The sequence below is a fragment of the Rhodococcus sp. 14-2483-1-1 genome (genome assembly GCF_002259335.1).
Classification (GTDB): Bacteria; Actinomycetota; Actinomycetes; order Mycobacteriales; family Mycobacteriaceae; genus Rhodococcoides.
Genome location: NZ_NPFX01000002.1, coordinates 277,100 through 292,528 on the forward strand (window position 1 = coordinate 277,100; position 15,429 = coordinate 292,528).

The 15,429-nt window shown below is 64.0% G+C and carries 13 protein-coding genes; 5 read left to right on the plus strand and 8 right to left on the minus strand.

Features of this window, described 5'->3' with window-relative positions; translation table 11 throughout:
* The first annotated feature begins 51 nt into the window (after window positions 1–51).
* The 3 genes from CH294_RS01170 (at window position 52) to CH294_RS01180 (ending at window position 3,185) form a co-directional block, all read left to right on the plus strand.
* Window positions 52–777: a GntR family transcriptional regulator gene (locus tag CH294_RS01170; RefSeq protein WP_032404649.1), complete on the plus strand. Its 726-nt coding sequence runs from the start codon at window positions 52–54 to the stop codon at window positions 775–777.
* Between the two features lie 112 nt (window positions 778–889).
* Window positions 890–2,443 (plus strand): NCS1 family nucleobase:cation symporter-1, encoded by a 1,554-nt coding sequence (locus CH294_RS01175; protein WP_094608118.1) that lies wholly within the window; start codon window positions 890–892, stop codon window positions 2,441–2,443.
* 10 nt (window positions 2,444–2,453) lie between these two features.
* Window positions 2,454–3,185, plus strand: a complete 732-nt coding sequence (locus CH294_RS01180; protein ID WP_037147786.1) for an aspartate/glutamate racemase family protein — start codon at window positions 2,454–2,456, stop codon at window positions 3,183–3,185.
* A 3-nt stretch (window positions 3,186–3,188) separates the two neighbouring features.
* On the opposite strand, the gene CH294_RS27160 is transcribed toward CH294_RS01180, so the two are convergent.
* Window positions 3,189–3,383: a hypothetical protein gene (locus CH294_RS27160; RefSeq protein WP_141215763.1), complete on the minus strand. Its 195-nt coding sequence runs from the start codon at window positions 3,381–3,383 to the stop codon at window positions 3,189–3,191.
* Window positions 3,384–3,409: 26 nt separating this feature from the next.
* Window positions 3,410–7,183, minus strand: coding sequence for an AAA family ATPase (locus CH294_RS01185; RefSeq protein ID WP_094736752.1), 3,774 nt, complete (start codon window positions 7,181–7,183; stop codon window positions 3,410–3,412).
* A 222-nt stretch (window positions 7,184–7,405) separates the two neighbouring features.
* On the opposite strand from CH294_RS01185, the gene CH294_RS27715 reads away from it, so the two are divergent.
* Window positions 7,406–7,732 (plus strand): LuxR C-terminal-related transcriptional regulator, encoded by a 327-nt coding sequence (locus tag CH294_RS27715; RefSeq protein ID WP_249304969.1) that lies wholly within the window; start codon window positions 7,406–7,408, stop codon window positions 7,730–7,732.
* A gap of 13 nt (window positions 7,733–7,745) precedes the next feature.
* Here CH294_RS27715 and mftD (CH294_RS01195) read toward each other — a convergent pair whose 3' ends face one another.
* From mftD (CH294_RS01195) to mftA, 5 genes are read right to left on the minus strand one after another with little or no spacing between them, the layout of a single operon-like run.
* On the minus strand, window positions 7,746–8,927 hold the full coding sequence (mftD, locus tag CH294_RS01195) for a pre-mycofactocin synthase MftD (RefSeq protein ID WP_094736753.1): 1,182 nt from the start codon (window positions 8,925–8,927) through the stop codon (window positions 7,746–7,748).
* Complete coding sequence (gene mftD / locus CH294_RS01200) at window positions 8,924–10,102, minus strand: pre-mycofactocin synthase MftD (RefSeq protein ID WP_094736754.1); 1,179 nt, start codon at window positions 10,100–10,102, stop codon at window positions 8,924–8,926. The genes mftD (CH294_RS01195) and mftD (CH294_RS01200) overlap by 4 nt, the downstream gene beginning before the upstream one ends.
* Window positions 10,103–10,118: 16 nt before the next feature.
* Window positions 10,119–11,354: a mycofactocin radical SAM maturase gene (gene mftC, locus CH294_RS01205; RefSeq protein WP_032404643.1), complete on the minus strand. Its 1,236-nt coding sequence runs from the start codon at window positions 11,352–11,354 to the stop codon at window positions 10,119–10,121.
* Window positions 11,355–11,388: 34 nt separating this feature from the next.
* Complete coding sequence (gene mftB, locus CH294_RS01210) at window positions 11,389–11,682, minus strand: mycofactocin biosynthesis chaperone MftB (protein ID WP_032404642.1); 294 nt, start codon at window positions 11,680–11,682, stop codon at window positions 11,389–11,391.
* A 2-nt stretch (window positions 11,683–11,684) separates the two neighbouring features.
* Entirely contained in the window at window positions 11,685–11,798 is a 114-nt protein-coding gene (gene mftA, locus CH294_RS01215; RefSeq protein ID WP_080734238.1) for a mycofactocin precursor MftA, read from the minus strand.
* Between the two features lie 294 nt (window positions 11,799–12,092).
* Here mftA and mftM point away from each other — a divergent pair, with 294 nt between their 5' ends.
* Window positions 12,093–12,920 carry a mycofactocin oligosaccharide methyltransferase MftM gene (mftM, locus tag CH294_RS01220; RefSeq protein ID WP_094736815.1) on the plus strand — a complete coding sequence of 276 codons (828 nt, stop codon included), beginning with the start codon at window positions 12,093–12,095 and terminating at the stop codon, window positions 12,918–12,920.
* Window positions 12,921–12,992: 72 nt separating this feature from the next.
* Here mftM and CH294_RS01225 read toward each other — a convergent pair whose 3' ends face one another.
* Window positions 12,993–15,341 (minus strand): HNH endonuclease signature motif containing protein, encoded by a 2,349-nt coding sequence (locus tag CH294_RS01225; protein WP_170944545.1) that lies wholly within the window; start codon window positions 15,339–15,341, stop codon window positions 12,993–12,995.
* Window positions 15,342–15,429: the final 88 nt, after the last annotated feature.

The following is a 15,429-nucleotide window of genomic DNA, read 5'->3' on the forward strand; positions in this document are numbered from 1 at the left end:
TGGAACGAGAACGTCACGCCGTCGAAACACTGCGCCGCTAACCTTCGGTTCGTGCCACCCCGTCGCCGGTCGATATTTCTCTCGCAATTGTCGATAACGACGCCGGGTGGTCCACAGCCGACAATTCTTCGAGAGTTACGCCGAGTAATTCTCGCCGGCGATGCGCCACCGAATACGCCGATCCCACTCAACGAGGTAGCGGAACTTTTCGGGGTGAGCAGAATCCCGGTGCGCGAATCTCTCAAGACACTCATCGGTGAGGGATTGGTCGATCATCGACCGAATCTCGGTTACACGGTCGCTCAGTTGACCGCGGCCGAGCTTCGCGAAATGTACATCGTGCGAGAGGTTCTGGAGACCGCAGCCCTTCCGGTCGCGGTGGATCTCGCCACCGAAGACGACCGCGCCCACCTCATCGAGGTCAATCGCCTGCTCGAGGCCTCACTCACCCAGGACGACTCACGTGAATACCATCGGCTCTCGCGTGAATTCCACCTGTCCCTGACCCGCCCGTGCCGGATGCATCGGTTGCTTCACATGCTTGAATCCGCCTGGAACATAACCGAACCCATACAGCCGATGGTTCACGTGGCCGGATCGGACAGGGCATCACTGCACAGCGATCACGCAGATATGCTCACGGCCTTTCTCGCCGGCGATTCCGCGGGCCTGCTGCGAGCCGCGCAGCATCATCACACGCGTCTCAATTCGGTCATTTCGACATTGTCGAACGACCACGGATTGTTCGCCGATCCGCCACCCGACCAGACGCGATAGAAATTCCGCCAAAGATATATCGCTTACGTCACGAGCGCGCAACACTTCGCCGCTAACTTTTCCTCATTCATCTCCTTCGTCCACCTCATACGCCATGCCGTCAGGAGCATCGATGACAGATACAGCGCACGGTCCCGCCCAAACGGGAGATCTTGTGGAAGCCGCGGGCCACCCCGTCGGTGGCGGACTGATCAAGGACAGTTACGACCCGCGACTGACCAACGAGGATCTTGCTCCGCTGAAGAAGCAGACCTGGACCTCGTACAACCTGTTCGCCTTCTGGATGTCGGATGTGCACTCGGTCGGTGGCTACGTGACCGCGGGCAGCCTGTTCGCGCTCGGGCTGGCCAGTTGGCAGGTGCTGATCGCACTCCTCGTCGGCATCACGATCGTCTACTTCTTCTGCAACCTCGTCGCCAAGCCCAGTCAGGTGTCGGGGGTTCCGTACCCGGTCATCTGCCGCAGCGTATTCGGCGTCCTCGGTGCCAATATCCCGGCCATCATCCGCGGTCTGATCGCGGTGGCCTGGTACGGCATTCAGACGTTCCTGGCCTCGGCCGCACTCGATATCGTGCTGATCAAGTTGTTCCCGTCACTGGCTCCGTACGCGGTGACTGCGGACTACGGTTTCGTCGGACTCTCGCTGCTCGGCTGGGCGAGCTTCCTGTTCCTCTGGGTCGTGCAAGCCGCGGTCTTCTGGCGTGGCATGGAGTCCATTCGCAAGTTCATCGACTTCTGCGGCCCTGCGGTCTACGTCGTGATGTTCATGCTGTGCGGCTACCTGATCTGGAAAGCCGGCTGGGGCGCGATCGACCTCAACCTCGGCGAGGTCGAGCACACGGGTCTGAGCTCGATCCCGGTGATGCTCGGTGCCATTGCGCTCGTGGTCTCGTACTTCTCCGGTCCGATGCTCAACTTCGGCGACTTCTCGCGTTACGGCAAGTCCTATGCCGCAGTGAAGAAGGGCAACTTCCTCGGCCTGCCGGTGAACTTCCTGGTGTTCTCGATTCTCGTCGTCGTCACTGCCTCGCTGACGCTGCCGGTGTTCGGTGAGCTGATCACCGACCCGGTCGAGACCGTCGCCCGAATCGACAGCACGTTCGCGATCGTCCTCGGTGCTCTGACCTTCACAATCGCCACCATCGGCATCAACATCGTCGCCAACTTCATCTCGCCGGCATTCGACTTCTCCAACGTCAGCCCCCAGAAGATCAGCTGGCGTGCCGGCGGCATGATCGCGGCCATCGGCTCGGTGCTCATCACCCCGTGGAACCTGTACAACAATCCCGAGGTCATTCACCTGACCCTGGAAACTCTCGGTGCGTTCATCGGACCGTTGTTCGGCATCCTGATCGCCGACTACTACCTCGTCCGCAAGCAGAAAGTCGTTGTCGACGAACTGTTCTCGATGTCGCCGACCGGGTTGTACTGGTACTCGAAGGGTTACAACCCGGCAGCGGTGTACTCGACCGTCGTCGGCGCGCTCGTAGCCATGTTCACCGTGCTCTTCAACGGAGCAATCGACGGCATGGAGATCGCCGGTATGTCGACGGCCTCGAAGTACAGTTGGTTCATCGGCTGCGGCATCGGCTTCGTCATGTACTTCTATCTGGCGACGAAGACCAAGCTCGCTGTCACCAACTTCGACGTTCCAGCCAAGGCATAGGATTTCGTACGTGCTCATCAAGGTCATCAATCCGAACACCACCGGTTCGATGACCGCAACGATCGGTGATTGTGCCCGGGCCGTAGTTGGCCCGGGCACCGTCATCGATGCGGTCAGTCCCTCGATGGGGCCGGTATCCATCGAAAGCCACGTGGACGAGGCCCTCAGTGTCCCCGGCATTCTCGCCGAGATCGCCAGTGGCGAAGCTGCGGGGGTCGACGGCTACGTCATTGCCTGCTTCGGCGATCCCGGCATCGACGCGGCCCGCGAATCTGCGTCCGGACCGGTCATCGGTATCGCGGAAGCGGCAATGCATGCCGCGAGTTTCCTGGGCCGCGGATTCAGTGTCGTCACCACCCTCGGCCGCACCGTCGGCCGGGCACAGGATCTCGCGCATCACTACGGCTTCGGCCGCCACTGCCTCGGCATCCATGCCTGCGACTTGCCGGTCCTCGATCTCGAGACCGACCCCGACGCCCGCAAGATCGTCACCGAAGCGTGTCGCGTCGCCGTCGAGACCGACGGCAGCGATGCTGTGGTTCTCGGCTGCGCGGGCATGGCCGATCTCTGCCAACACATTTCGGCCGAGATCGGTGTACCCGTCGTCGACGGTGTGGCCGCGGGAACACTGTTCGTGCAGTCCCTTGTAACCCTCGGACTGCGCACCGGAAAGCGCGGCGAATTCGCCGCCCCGCCGCCCAAGCTCTACACAGGGATGCTCGACGGATTCAGTAGGCCCTGAGCGTTACCTGGACCGACCCAGCTTGGCGACGGTGTAACCGATTGCTGCGCCGGCAACCAGTACGCCGACGAGCAGCAGTACGACCTGCAGGGCCGTGGACATCGAGTTTTCGAACAACCCGACGTAGATCACCACGCAGGACGCCACGAGTGCGACGAGAGCAGACGTCGAAGCGCTTCTCGGAAACCTTTCGGTCATTGCGCAAGTACACCATCCTCAGCCGGTCAGCCGCTACACAACTCTCGGTAAGGAACGCCGGGCAGGTACTGGACCCATTCGGCCTCTGTGACCACCGATCCTCCGGATCCACACAGGCGACTGCGCACCTCCTCCGGCTCGGTGCGCCAGATGCGAACGTCACGGGCCGTACCACCGCCGAACACCACGCGTCCGTCTGCGGCGAAACCCGCATCGTTGACGCGCTGACCGTACGCGGAGAGGGCGGCGTACTGCTCGGGTGCGGTGCGGTCGCCTACGTTCCACAACCACAGCGTCGATCCCCCGTCACCGGCAGCCATCCGTTCACCGGACCTATCGAACGAGAGCGAGTAGATCGGGCTGGACGGCCCGACGATGCGAGCCAGGTGCTGCGGCTCGGCCGAGTTCGCCATGTCCCACAATCGAATCGAGCGATCCGCACTGCCCGCGGCAAGAGTGTGCCCGTCCGGTGAGATGGCCACGGCCTGGACGCTACTTCCGAAACCGCCGAGCACGGCCGTCCGGCGCGGATCGCTCGGGTCGCCGACATCCCACAGTTCGACCACGCCCCCCACACTGGCGATCGCGAGTACCGAACCGTCGGGCGACAGCGCCATTCCCGCGGGGTAGTTCCCCGCCTCCAGGGTCGACAACGCCCGTGGGGTTGCGGGCTCGGCCAGCGACCACAACGACACGTCGTTCGAGTTCTGGCCGGACGCGACCAGCAGGGTCCCGGTGCGGTCGAAGAGCAACACAGCAGTCAAGCTGGTAGTTGCCGTCCGAACGGTACCGAGCGCCACCGGATCAGCGAGATCGGTTGTGTCCCAAAGCTGGAAACCGCCGGTCGTCGTACCGACGGCAGCCTGATTGCCGTCGACGGTGAGCGCCACCGCACCCGTCTGGTCCATACCGTCACCGACTACCAACGGTGCCGACGCCACCGGATGCTCGACGTCCGAGACGTCCCAGAGCGTCGTGGCGGAGGCTCGGGTGCCTGCTCCGGCGAGCAAACGGGTGCCCGATGCACCGATGGGGTTCTGAAAGATCGTGTCGCCGGCGTCGGCGAGGGCCGGCCCAGGAAGCGGCCAGATTCGGGTGATGCCATCGCCACTGGCAGTGACGATCGACGAGCGATCCGGCGTGAATACGAGCGAACTCACCTCGGAAGGACCGGGAAGCGTCAGTTCTGGCTTTCCCGAGGCCGCGTCCCACACTTTCGATGAATTGTCCGAACTCGCCGCAGCGATCAGAGTCCCATCCCCACTGAACGCCACATCGTTGACATAGCTGGTGAATCCCGTCAACGCCGGCAGAGGCGACAACCGGCCGCCGTCGACAGCCCACCGCAGAACCTCGCGACCTGTAGTACCCGCGATCAGTGTGGTGCCGTCGGGAGAGAAGGCCAGCTGTTGCGCGGTGTAGGTCGATCCGTCCGAGGGGATGTCGATCAGCGGAACAGCGGCGGCTGCTGGAGACGCGGTCAGCCTGCTCGCGTCCCACAACCGCATCGCGCGCCCGGGGCCGACCGTCACCAGGTACCGACCATCGGGACTGAATTCGGTCGCTGTCGGCGAACCGGGTTGAGCCACTTCGGCCGCTGCAGTCGGCCGCGCGGGGTCGGCGACGTCGAGCAGAGGCAACGACTCGGCCCCGGTACCGACGACAAGCAAGCGGCCATCAGGAGAGTAGGACAGGCTTCGCACCTCGTCGACATCGTTGCGCGACAGCATTATCGGTGCCGTCGGATCCGACACATCCCACAGTTCGACGCCGTAGAACCCACCCACGGCGAGAACGCCACCCCGCGGATCGAACGCCAGCGCGGACACGTCCCTGGAAACGATCTCGCCGAGATGCGCGTGTCCGTCCGCGAGGGACCACATCCGCACGCGCCCGTCGGAACCCGCTGTTGCCACGATGCTTCCGCGAGGGTCGACGGCAGTCACCGCCCCGCCCTCCACACCGAGTAACCGCACCGGCGTGTGGATCGCGGAGGAATCGAGCAGTGCCGATCGCGCCTCGGACGTTCGGTCCACCTCGTACGACGCCAACGCGAAGTACGCCGCCAGACCGGGATCTTGGTACCTCAATTGGTTTGCGACACCAGCAATCTGACGAGAGACGGCCTCGGCTTCGGCGCGTTCGGCGTCGACCCGCCGACTGTTCGCATCCGATCGGGCAACGAACGCGGTTACCGCCAGTGTCACGGCCAGCACGGTCAGAAACGCGAGTGCTGCGACAAGCGTCTCGAGGGTGCGCCGACGGCGACGATCGCTTCGGTTCTGTTGCTCGACTCGTTCCGCGCTCGCTTCCAGGTAGAGCCTCTCGACGGAATTGAGGTCTCGCCGACGCACCGGGCCGATGGATTCCTGCACCAGCAGCAGCCTCGACGCAGACAGCAGCGAACCGTCGTCTCGGTCGTTGTTGTTCCACAGTTCTGCCGCCTGGGTGAGTCGACGGTGTTCGACGAGCCACTGACGATCGTCGTCGAGCCATTCACCGAGCCGCGGCCACGCCGTGAGCAGCGCCTCGTGGGTCACCTGGACCGTCTCTTCTTCGACGGTCAGCAGTCTGCGCGCGGCAAACCGCTCGACCACCACATCGACGTCGGTGACGGCGTCTGCGTTCTCGTTTCCGTAGAACAGCCCGACACGATCGACGCGGCGACGCGTCACCACGTCGTCGTCGAGATTGACCAGACGCATGAAGATGCGTCGTGCTTCGCGTTGCTGTTCGGCGGTCAGGGCCGAGAACACTTCCTCGGCGCTCTGCCCCACCGCACCTCCGATCCCGCCGGTCGCGAGATAGTCCGCGACGGTCAGCGTCCTGCCTCTCGACACCTGCCACGTCGTCAGCAGCGCGTGCGAGAGCAACGGCAGGGCACCGGAGTCGTGGGCGAATTGCGATCCACGCGGACCCAATTCGCCGACCAACACCTGCACCAGGGCGTCGTCGACGGTGAAGCCGGCCTTCGCGGCAGGCGACACGATGACTTCACGCAGTTGCGTTTCGGTGAGACGCCCGACGACAACCGGGTTGTCCGAAAGTCCGGCAAGCAGCGCATCCTCCGACACGGCGTCCTGATAGAAGTCGGCCCGCAGGCCGACCACGAGAACCGAATCAGAGTTCGGCAGCGACGATGCCGCACGGAGAAAGCTCTCGCGCTCACCCGCTGACGCCAGCGTCCACAGCTCCTCGGCTTGATCCAGGACGAGAACAGAACCCGGCGCGAACGATTCCATTCGCTCGGGGAATGCCCGAATATCGCCGACGCCGGAATGGACCTGCGAGCGAGGGAACCTCGATGCCAATCCAGCGCGCAGGAGCGAGGACTTACCCGAGCCCGAAGCGCCGACCACGAAGACAATGCCGCCGCCGGAGTCGAGGGCGTCACGGACGCGCACGCCGAGTCGCTCGATCACATCGTCTCGTCCGAAAAACCACTCTGCATCGGCGGACTCGAACGCTTCCAGGCCCTTGTACGGAGGGTCGCCCTTCACCGGATCGACAGTCCGCCTGCCCGGGATGGACCGCACCCTCGACACCGCATTCCACCACCGTGCGCGCTCGCCTTCGTCGTCGACTCCGCACGCGACGAGGACGGCCGAGAACATCTCGGCGCTGGCTTTGGTCGGAAGGTGGTGACCGGAAAACCAGCCGCTGATGGTGCCGTGCAGACCACCGGAACGCTCGACGATTTCACGAACTGTTGCACCCGCATCGATCCTGATCGAACGCAGTGCCGCCGCGAACTCGCTGCGGTCCGAGATCGACGAGGGATCCGGGCGCTCAGTGGTCATGAGCGCACTATAGAGCCGGTAAATCACCTACAGATGCGCGCGAACGCTTCGCTGAGCAGCAGAAACAGCAAGTTACTCCGTTCGAATGACGGTCGTATCGAATCCGAGGTCGTCCGTATTGACCCTGTATGGAGTTCGGTGCACCGCTGGATCCGCCCCGAATTTTCTTCGACGATGGACGCTGCAGTACAAGAGATCGGTCGAAAGTCGAGGGGGAAATTCATGCTCGAACAGATGCTGACGTCGGCGGTGCATCACTCGTTCCGGACGCCGGTACAGCCGGCACTCGTTGCACGCCCGGCGCGGCTCGACCCTCTTCACCGCAAGCCTGCGCTGAGCGCACGCGAGATCGAGGTCATGCTTGCCTGGTTCGCCTCGGACTCGAAGACGGTTGCAGCTCGGTCCGTCTATATCTCGGTCGGCACGATCAACACGCACATCACCCGTATTCGGCAGAAATACGCGGCGGTCGGACGCAGCGCTCCGACGAAGGCCGCTCTGTTCGCTCGGGCGCTCCAGGACGGTCATACTCACCTGTCCGAATGGTGACTGTCGGTTCGTATCAACTGCGCCGGGCGGGCTGAGTCGAGCGAGCGAAGCCTGGCGGTACGACGACGTCGCTTGGGCCCAGCGAGTGCACCGATGCATGTCCGAGACCGAGGACCGCGGAGTCCAGACCGCCGCGCAGAATGTCGAGAACGTTCTCCACGCCTGCTTGACCGTTCGCCGCCAAACCCCACAGATACGCCCGCCCGATCAACACCGCCCGCGCACCGAGAGCAAGCGCCTTCGCCACGTCACTTCCCCGCCTGATGCCACCGTCCAGGGTGATCTCCACCTGATCCCCCACTGCCTCGGCGATGGACGGCAATACCCTTATCGACGCCGGGGAACCGTCGAGATTGTTCCCACCGTGATTGGACACCGAGATCGCGGTAACGCCGGCGTCCACGGCCCGCAACGCGTCGTCGACCCGCGAAATCCCCTTGAGCATGAACGGCCCGTCCCACTGCTCACGCAGCCAGGCGATGTCCTCCCACGACGGCAACGGCGTCGACTTCCACTCCCGGTACGCCGCGAAGAACGTCGGCGCAGGCCCACCAGGCGGAGCAAGATTCGGGGCAGTCAGATCCGGATACGCACCCGCACGTCCCCAACGGGCGAGCCATCGCGGGCGCACCAGCACTTCCGGCACCAACCGAATCATCGCCCTCGCATCGAGGCGTTCCGGTATCACCGGACTCCCCCAGTCACGGCCCTCCGAGAACGACCAGTCCATCGTCACGATCAGCCCGACCGCACCCGCACTGCGCGCACGATCGAGCATGTGCAGCAACAACTCTCGCGAACCCACCCAATGAAGTTGAAAGAACGCCCGCGGGTTCGCTGCGACGACCTCCTCGATGGGTTTGCTCGCGAACAGCGACAATCCCATCGAAATGCCCCGCGCCGCTGCTGCTCTCGCCACCGCGACCTCACCGCCGGGGTGCACCGCCTGCACACCCGTCGGGGAGATCATCACCGGGAACGCCAGCGGTTGCCCCATCAGCGTCGTCGACAACTCACGGCGGTCCGACAAACCTGCCACATGCGGGGCAAACCCGAGTTCACCGAATGCCGCTGTATTGTCCGACGCCGTCAGACCCCGCTCCGAGCCCGCGACCAGTGCCGAATAGACGGACTTCGGCAGACGCCTCTTCGCACGCCGCTCCGCCTCGGCGACAGTCTCGAACCAGTCGGTCACACACCCAGCCTGCGGTCGAACCCGGCCGGCATCACCACATCCGAGGGTGAGAGGTCATGGACCGAGGTGTGCCCGAGCCCGAGTACCGCGGAATCGACTCCGCCGCGCAGGATGTCGAGCACGTTCTCCACACCCGCCTGACCACCGGCAGACAGACCCCACAGGTACGCCCGCCCGATCAACACCGCCCGCGCACCCAACGCCAGTGCCTTCACGACGTCACTGCCGCGCCGGATTCCGCCGTCGAGGGTGATTTCGATCTGATCACCGACCGCCTCCGCGATCGCAGGCAACGCCCGGATCGGAGCCGGGGTGCCGTCGAGATTGTTGCCGCCGTGATTGGACACGGAAATAGCGGTCACGCCCGCATCGACAGCCTTCTTGGCGTCGTCGACGCGCATCACGCCCTTGAGCATGAACGGCCCGCCCCACTGCTCCCGCAGCCACGCCACGTCCTCCCACGTCGGCAACGGAGTACCCATCCATTCCCCGTACGCCCCGAAGAACGTCGGAGCCGGACCACCCGTCGGCGGTGTCAGATTCGGGGTCGTCAGATCGGGGATCTTGCCGGTCTTGGCGAACTCCCACAACCACTTCGGTCGCATGATGCCTTCCGGGGCGAACTGAACCATGGCCTTGAGGTCCATCTTCTCCGGGATCGACGGGCTGCCCCAATCGCGGCCGTTCGAGAACGACCAGTCCAGGGTCATGATCAACCCGACAGCTCCCGCGGCACGGGCCCGCTCCATCCGCTGCAGCAGGATCTCACGCGAACCCACCCAGTACATTTGGAAGAAGGTCTGCGGATTGGCCGCCGCGACCTCCTCCACGGACTTACTGGCGAACGAGGACAATCCGATCGGAATCCCCCGCGCTGCAGCCGCTCTCGCGACGGCGACCTCACCGTCCGGGTGCACGGCCTGCACACCCGTCGGGGAGATCATGACCGGGAACGACAGCGTCTGCCCCATCACCGTCGTCGACAAGTCACGTTTGTCCGACAACCCCGCCACATGCGGGGCGAAGCCGAGCTCGCCGAACGCCGCCATGTTGTCGTCGATCGTCAACCCGCGTTCGGACCCGGCCACCAGCGCGGAGTACACGGACTTCGGCAAACGCTTCTTTGCACGCCGCTGCGCTTCGGCAACGGTTTCGAACCACTCACTCTTGGCCATTACTGTGCCTTCTGTTTCATGACTGTTCCTGTTCCATTCCTGCGAGCGGATTCTCGTCGCAGATCTTCGCCGGCGGACGCATCATCAACGTCAACGGCACCGACTTTCGAGGGGTCTTGCGCTGCCCGGTCCGCGAATGATCGACACTGGACTTCGGGATCTCCCCCGCCGCCGCCAACGCCATTTCGCCGTTACCGATGACGCATTCGGGATCCGGACCGTCCATGGGCAGGCCGGTGAAGAATTTCGCTGCCATGCATCCACCTCGGCATGAATCGAAATGGGCGCACTTGGTGCATGCGCCGGAGGTCTGCGGCGAGCGCAGTTCCTGGAACAATTCCGATGTCTGCCAGACCGATTGGAATCCGCCCATTCCGTCTTTCGCGTCGCGGACGATGTTGCCGGCGAGGAAGTTCTCGTGAATGGCGAAGGGGCACGCATACACGTCGCCGATCGGGTCGATCAAACACACCACACGGCCTGCACCGCACAGGTTGAGCCCGGGCAGAGCGTCACCGAATGCCGACAGGTGGAAGAACGAATCCCCCGTCAATACGCCTTCACCGTTCGCGACGAGCCAGTTGTAGAGCTCGCGCTGCTGACCGGCCGTCGGGTGCAGATCGTCCCAGACATCCGCGCCGCGTCCCGATGGCCGCAACCGGGTGATACGCAGTGTTGCAGCGTATTTGTCGGCGAGAGCCTTGAAGTCGTCGAGCTGGCTGACGTTGTGCCGGGTAACGACGACGGAGATCTTCGCGTCCCGGAAGCCGGCCTCTTTCAGGTTCTCCAGAGCGCGGCAGGCCATGTCGAACGAACCCGGCCCGCGGACTGCGTCGTTGACCTCTGCGGTCGCGCCGTCGATGGAGATCTGTACGTCGACGTAGTCAGACGCGGCCAGACGCGCGGCGACCTTCTTGTCGATCTTGACGCCATTGGTGGAGAACTTCACCCCCACTTGATGCGCCGTCGCGTAATCGACGAGCTCCCAGAAGTCCGACCGCACCGTCGGCTCACCGCCACCGATGTTGACATAGAACACCTGCATCTTCTGCAGCTCGTCGATGATCGACTTGCACTGCTCGGTGCTCAACTCACGCGGGTCACGACGACCCGACGAGGACAAGCAATGCACGCACGACAGGTTGCAGGCGTAGGTCAACTCCCACGTCAGACAGATCGGTGCGTCGAGCCCGAGCTCGAACTGATCGACCAGTTTTCCTACCGGAGCTGGTCTTTCGAGGGTGGAGGTCATGGGAGGAAGTCCTCTTCTGCAGTAGGTCAGGGCTTTACGGGCGGGTGATCATGTTCGAGTGAGCCAGCGTGGTGAGTGCTTTCACATACGGGGCCGACGCAGATTCGGCGATCCCCGCGGCTGCGATCGCCGAACGCATGTCCGGGTGATCGGGCAGCGATTCGATGATCGCCACGATCGTGCGGTTCTTCAGAAACGAAAGCTTGCGAGTTCCGAAGTGATACAGCAACGCCCCGAACGACTCCGGACGCAACGCCACCTGCGGATGCAGAGCCCACGGCACATCCAAATCGAACTCGTCGAGGTCCTCGCGCACTGCAGTGGTCATGATCAGTACACGCCGCACATGCCGTCGATCGACACTTCCTCGACCAACGACTCCTCGACCAGATCGGATTCGACGACAGCCGCACCGACCACAGCGTTCTCGTTCTTCTTCGACATCTGAAACCTCCTACGAAATTTGCTCGGTCACAATCCAATTGGTTGTGTCTCGGATCACCACGCTAACGGCCCACACGGTCCATGAACCGGCATGGCGATCGGAACTGGTCGGCCGTCGCGATCAACCGTCCGTTCGGGTAGGTACCGGCCCGTCCGGCGCGCGGGGTCGACGGTGCCCGGGCGGGCCGACCTCGGTCACAGACGCCGAATCACCCGCTGTGTATGGGACGCTCGACCTCACCGAGGGGACAGCCCTGACAAACGACCGGCACACGACGAGCAGAAATGACTCCGATGACTGAATTGGATGCACTCGCGCCGAGCCCCGATGGAGTCTGGGCTCACGAGAACGTGGTGGTTCGGCACATGCGTGGACTCGAATTCGACGCTGTCCGTGTGGGCTCGACGGTCCAGGTCTGTCATGGCCTGACGTCGGCCGAGATCGGTGAGTGCCTCGTTCCGATCGTGACCGCGCAGGCACGTCATGTGGGTCTTTCTCAGCGCGAGTTCGAGTTGGTGTTGGTCGGGATCGTCCGCACCACCGTCGCCGATCCGGTCGACGCATGGGCGACCTATTACCGAAATTCGCTGGACGAGCTGCTCTCGGGCACCGCCGATTTCGCGCCGGTCCATGAACGCGCCGAGAAACTGGTCGTTGGATCGGTGCTCGACATGGGTTCGTGTTTCGGCTTCTTTCCGCTACGCCTGGCGATGAAGGGTCACTCGGTGACTGCGACGGATCTGTCGGCCGGCACCATGCGGTTGCTCGCCACCGTTGCCCCGCACCTCGGGATCACGCTCGACACCGTGGTGTGCGACGCGGCGAATGTTCCAGTTGCCGACGGCAGTGTCGACACTGTGACTGCACTACATCTCCTCGAGCACGTCGACGCCGAGACCGGCTCCCACATAGTGGAAGAAGCACTACGCATCGCGCGCACTCGTGTCGTGGTGGCCGTGCCCTTCGAGACCGAGACCACCGCCTGCCACGGACACGTCCGCACGTTCGACGAGGCATCGTTGGTCGAGCTCGGTCGGTCGTCCGGTGCGCAGTTCGAGACATCGGAGCACCACGGCGGATGGCTCGTGATCGACAAGACCTCGACACCCCAGTTCGCCTGAACAGGCTTCGAGCCCGGGCGTCGCACCCGAACGAACCTAGAACGGCGGCTCGTCGGTTTCTTCGGCGGTTGGTTAGGTTTCCGGCTCCGGGCTCGCGGGCGGGTCGGGGTAGGCGATGATGCCGGATCGTCTGGGTTTGGTGGGGATGTGCGGTCTCAGGTCGTTGCCGATGATGGGTACGGCTGTTCCGTTGGCGGGCAGAGTGATTCGGGTGGTCTTCGAGGTGGAGGTCCACAGAATCGCGCCGCCGGGGAGCATGACGGCTTTCCAGTATCCGGCGGTTTTTACGGTGTGGTGGAACTCGCAGAGACATTGGAGGTTGTTGACGGTGGTCCAGCCGCCGCCGAGGGGATTGGTGTGATCGAAGGAGATCACGTGGTCGAGTTGGCAGCGGTCGGCTGGTGTGTGGCAGTCGGGGAAGCGGCAGTGTCGGTCGCGGAGGCGGACTGCTGCGGTGGTGAGGGTGTCGGGTCGGTAGATCAGGGCTCGGTCGGTCAGGGGATCGCGCGCGACGGATTTTCCGAGGGTGGGGTCGGCGGCGATGGCGGCTTCGAGTGCCGCGGCCAGCGATGCGTTTCCGAGGTAGAGGCCGGCAGGTGTGCGGATGGTTCGGTTGTTGCGCCGGATTACGGAGGACAGGTCGAGAGCAGAGCTGTGCCGTGTGCCCCTGCCGACTGGTGTGTGGGTGCAGAACAGGGCTGCAGCGGAGGTCAGCGATCCCACACGACGCTGAGGTCGACCGTCGCCCGGTGCCGGGTCGGTCGGACCAGCCTCTGCTGGGACTGGATCCGGTATTGAACCTTGCTCGGCTGGCGGCTTCGGAGTGGGCGATGACACGGTGGCCGTCGCTGGTTCAGGTCCTGGCGTCGGACCGGCTGTTGTGGAGCCGGATGGCGTTGTGGAGCCGGATGCCGTTGTGGAAGAGCGTGATTCCGGACAGTTCGGTCCGGTATCAGGTGCCGGCGACGTCTGTCGCGCAGGTGATCGTGGAGCTGACTCGGGTTCGGTTTGTGCAGCAGGGCCGGTGTCCGGCGTTGCGTCCCCTCGCGGGTCCGTCGCCGTTGCCGTCGCGCGTGTTGCTGCATGCTTCCGGACAGGATCGGCGGCGTCCAGGTCGGGAGTTGTCGATGGGACGCTCGCAGGTACGGGTGCGGACTCGTCGTTCTCCTCGGCATGGTCGGTCTCGCCGACCTCATCTGCCGGTGCTGCTGGTGCCGCTGGTGCCGAAGTGTTCCCAGGCGCAGGAGCAGGAGCAGACGAACTGGACGAATTCGGTTCGGTCGAGGAATCAGCCTCCCTGCCCGAATCCGTGGCCGCCCCCATTCCCCCATCGCCGTGAGCAGCCGTTGCAGCATCGGCATCAGCAGCCGAGTCCACGCCTTCGTCTCTGTCTGCGTCGGCGTCTGTGTCTGTATCCCTGTCGGCGTCTGGTTCCGTCGCTGTTCCCGCCTCGGGTCCTGTTGCAGCCCCTGTCTTCTCACTGTCCGAGCGTCGTTCCCATCCCCCGGTCTCCGGGTTCTGCACCGCCAGTCCCAGCTTCTCTGCGAGGGTGACAGCTTCGGTGAGCAGGACCTGCCACTGACTGTTGCGTGCGAGTTCCCGCGCGAGATCCGGATCGATCGAACCGTGGCCGGCCAGATACGCCGGGTTCGCGAGCAACCCGATGAGGGTGGCGATATCGACGGTGATCATCGTCAACGGCACCCGGCGATCGGGCAGCTCTGCATCTTTTTTCGGGCAATCCGCGCGTCGGCACAGGCATGTCAGGCGGGGTTCGCCGTGCATGCGCGCCATGAACGCATCACACAAGCGATCTTGTTTGCCGCGAGGATCTTTCGGGCAGACGGTATCGGCCATCTCCTCGAGAAGCTGCCATGCCGCCGCGGCCTCGGGGGCAGTCAATTCCGCCCGAATCCGCGCCAACTCACCGGCCGGGCTGTAGGAAACATGGCGGAACCGTTTCGCGAACTCCCGTAGTGCCGCTGCTTCCTCCGGCGCGACCCGCAGCAGGATGTCCCAGATCTCCTTCTCCAGCGGACCGGGCGAATGACGTCGGGCCGCCTCGACGATCTCGTCCTCGACGGACTTCACGATCTCGTCGGATAGGTTGTCGAGGATCCGGCACACCGTCCGCACACGCGGAAGGTCGATCTCCCCGGCGTCGAACGCGGTCTTCACCAGCGGTAGCCGGGTATGCAACGCAACGCCGACGGACACATACGCCTCGGCGACGGCGTTCGAGCACCCCAACGCCACAGCCATTTCGGTGCGCCCGTACCGGCTGTAGTGCTTGTGCTCGGTGTCGCTCTCGATCCACTCGCAGTGCACCCGATAGCAGGCAGCGACCTTCCGGGCAGCGTGACGATTTTCTGCACACGCAGCAGCAGTCAATGCCTCCAGCGACACGATCGGTACTGCCATCCCCATTCACCCCCCGGTGACCCGAAACAAGAACGCCTGTTCGAACAAGAAGAACAGTAACCCGGACCACCGACAAGAAACCGAAGCG

Coding starts and splice junctions, on each gene's coding strand:
- CH294_RS01175 (WP_094608118.1), top strand. CDS start 890: ATGACAGATACAGCGCACGGTCCCGCCCAAACGGGAGATCTTGTGGAA.
- CH294_RS27160 (WP_141215763.1), bottom strand. CDS start 3,383: ATGACCGAAAGGTTTCCGAGAAGCGCTTCGACGTCTGCTCTCGTCGCA.
- CH294_RS01185 (WP_094736752.1), bottom strand. CDS start 7,183: ATGACCACTGAGCGCCCGGATCCCTCGTCGATCTCGGACCGCAGCGAG.
- CH294_RS27715 (WP_249304969.1), top strand. CDS start 7,406: ATGCTCGAACAGATGCTGACGTCGGCGGTGCATCACTCGTTCCGGACG.
- mftD (WP_094736754.1), bottom strand. CDS start 10,102: ATGGCCAAGAGTGAGTGGTTCGAAACCGTTGCCGAAGCGCAGCGGCGT.
- mftC (WP_032404643.1), bottom strand. CDS start 11,354: ATGACCTCCACCCTCGAAAGACCAGCTCCGGTAGGAAAACTGGTCGAT.
- mftB (WP_032404642.1), bottom strand. CDS start 11,682: ATGACCACTGCAGTGCGCGAGGACCTCGACGAGTTCGATTTGGATGTG.
- mftA (WP_080734238.1), bottom strand. CDS start 11,798: ATGTCGAAGAAGAACGAGAACGCTGTGGTCGGTGCGGCTGTCGTCGAA.
- mftM (WP_094736815.1), top strand. CDS start 12,093: ATGACTGAATTGGATGCACTCGCGCCGAGCCCCGATGGAGTCTGGGCT.
- CH294_RS01225 (WP_170944545.1), bottom strand. CDS start 15,341: ATGGCAGTACCGATCGTGTCGCTGGAGGCATTGACTGCTGCTGCGTGT.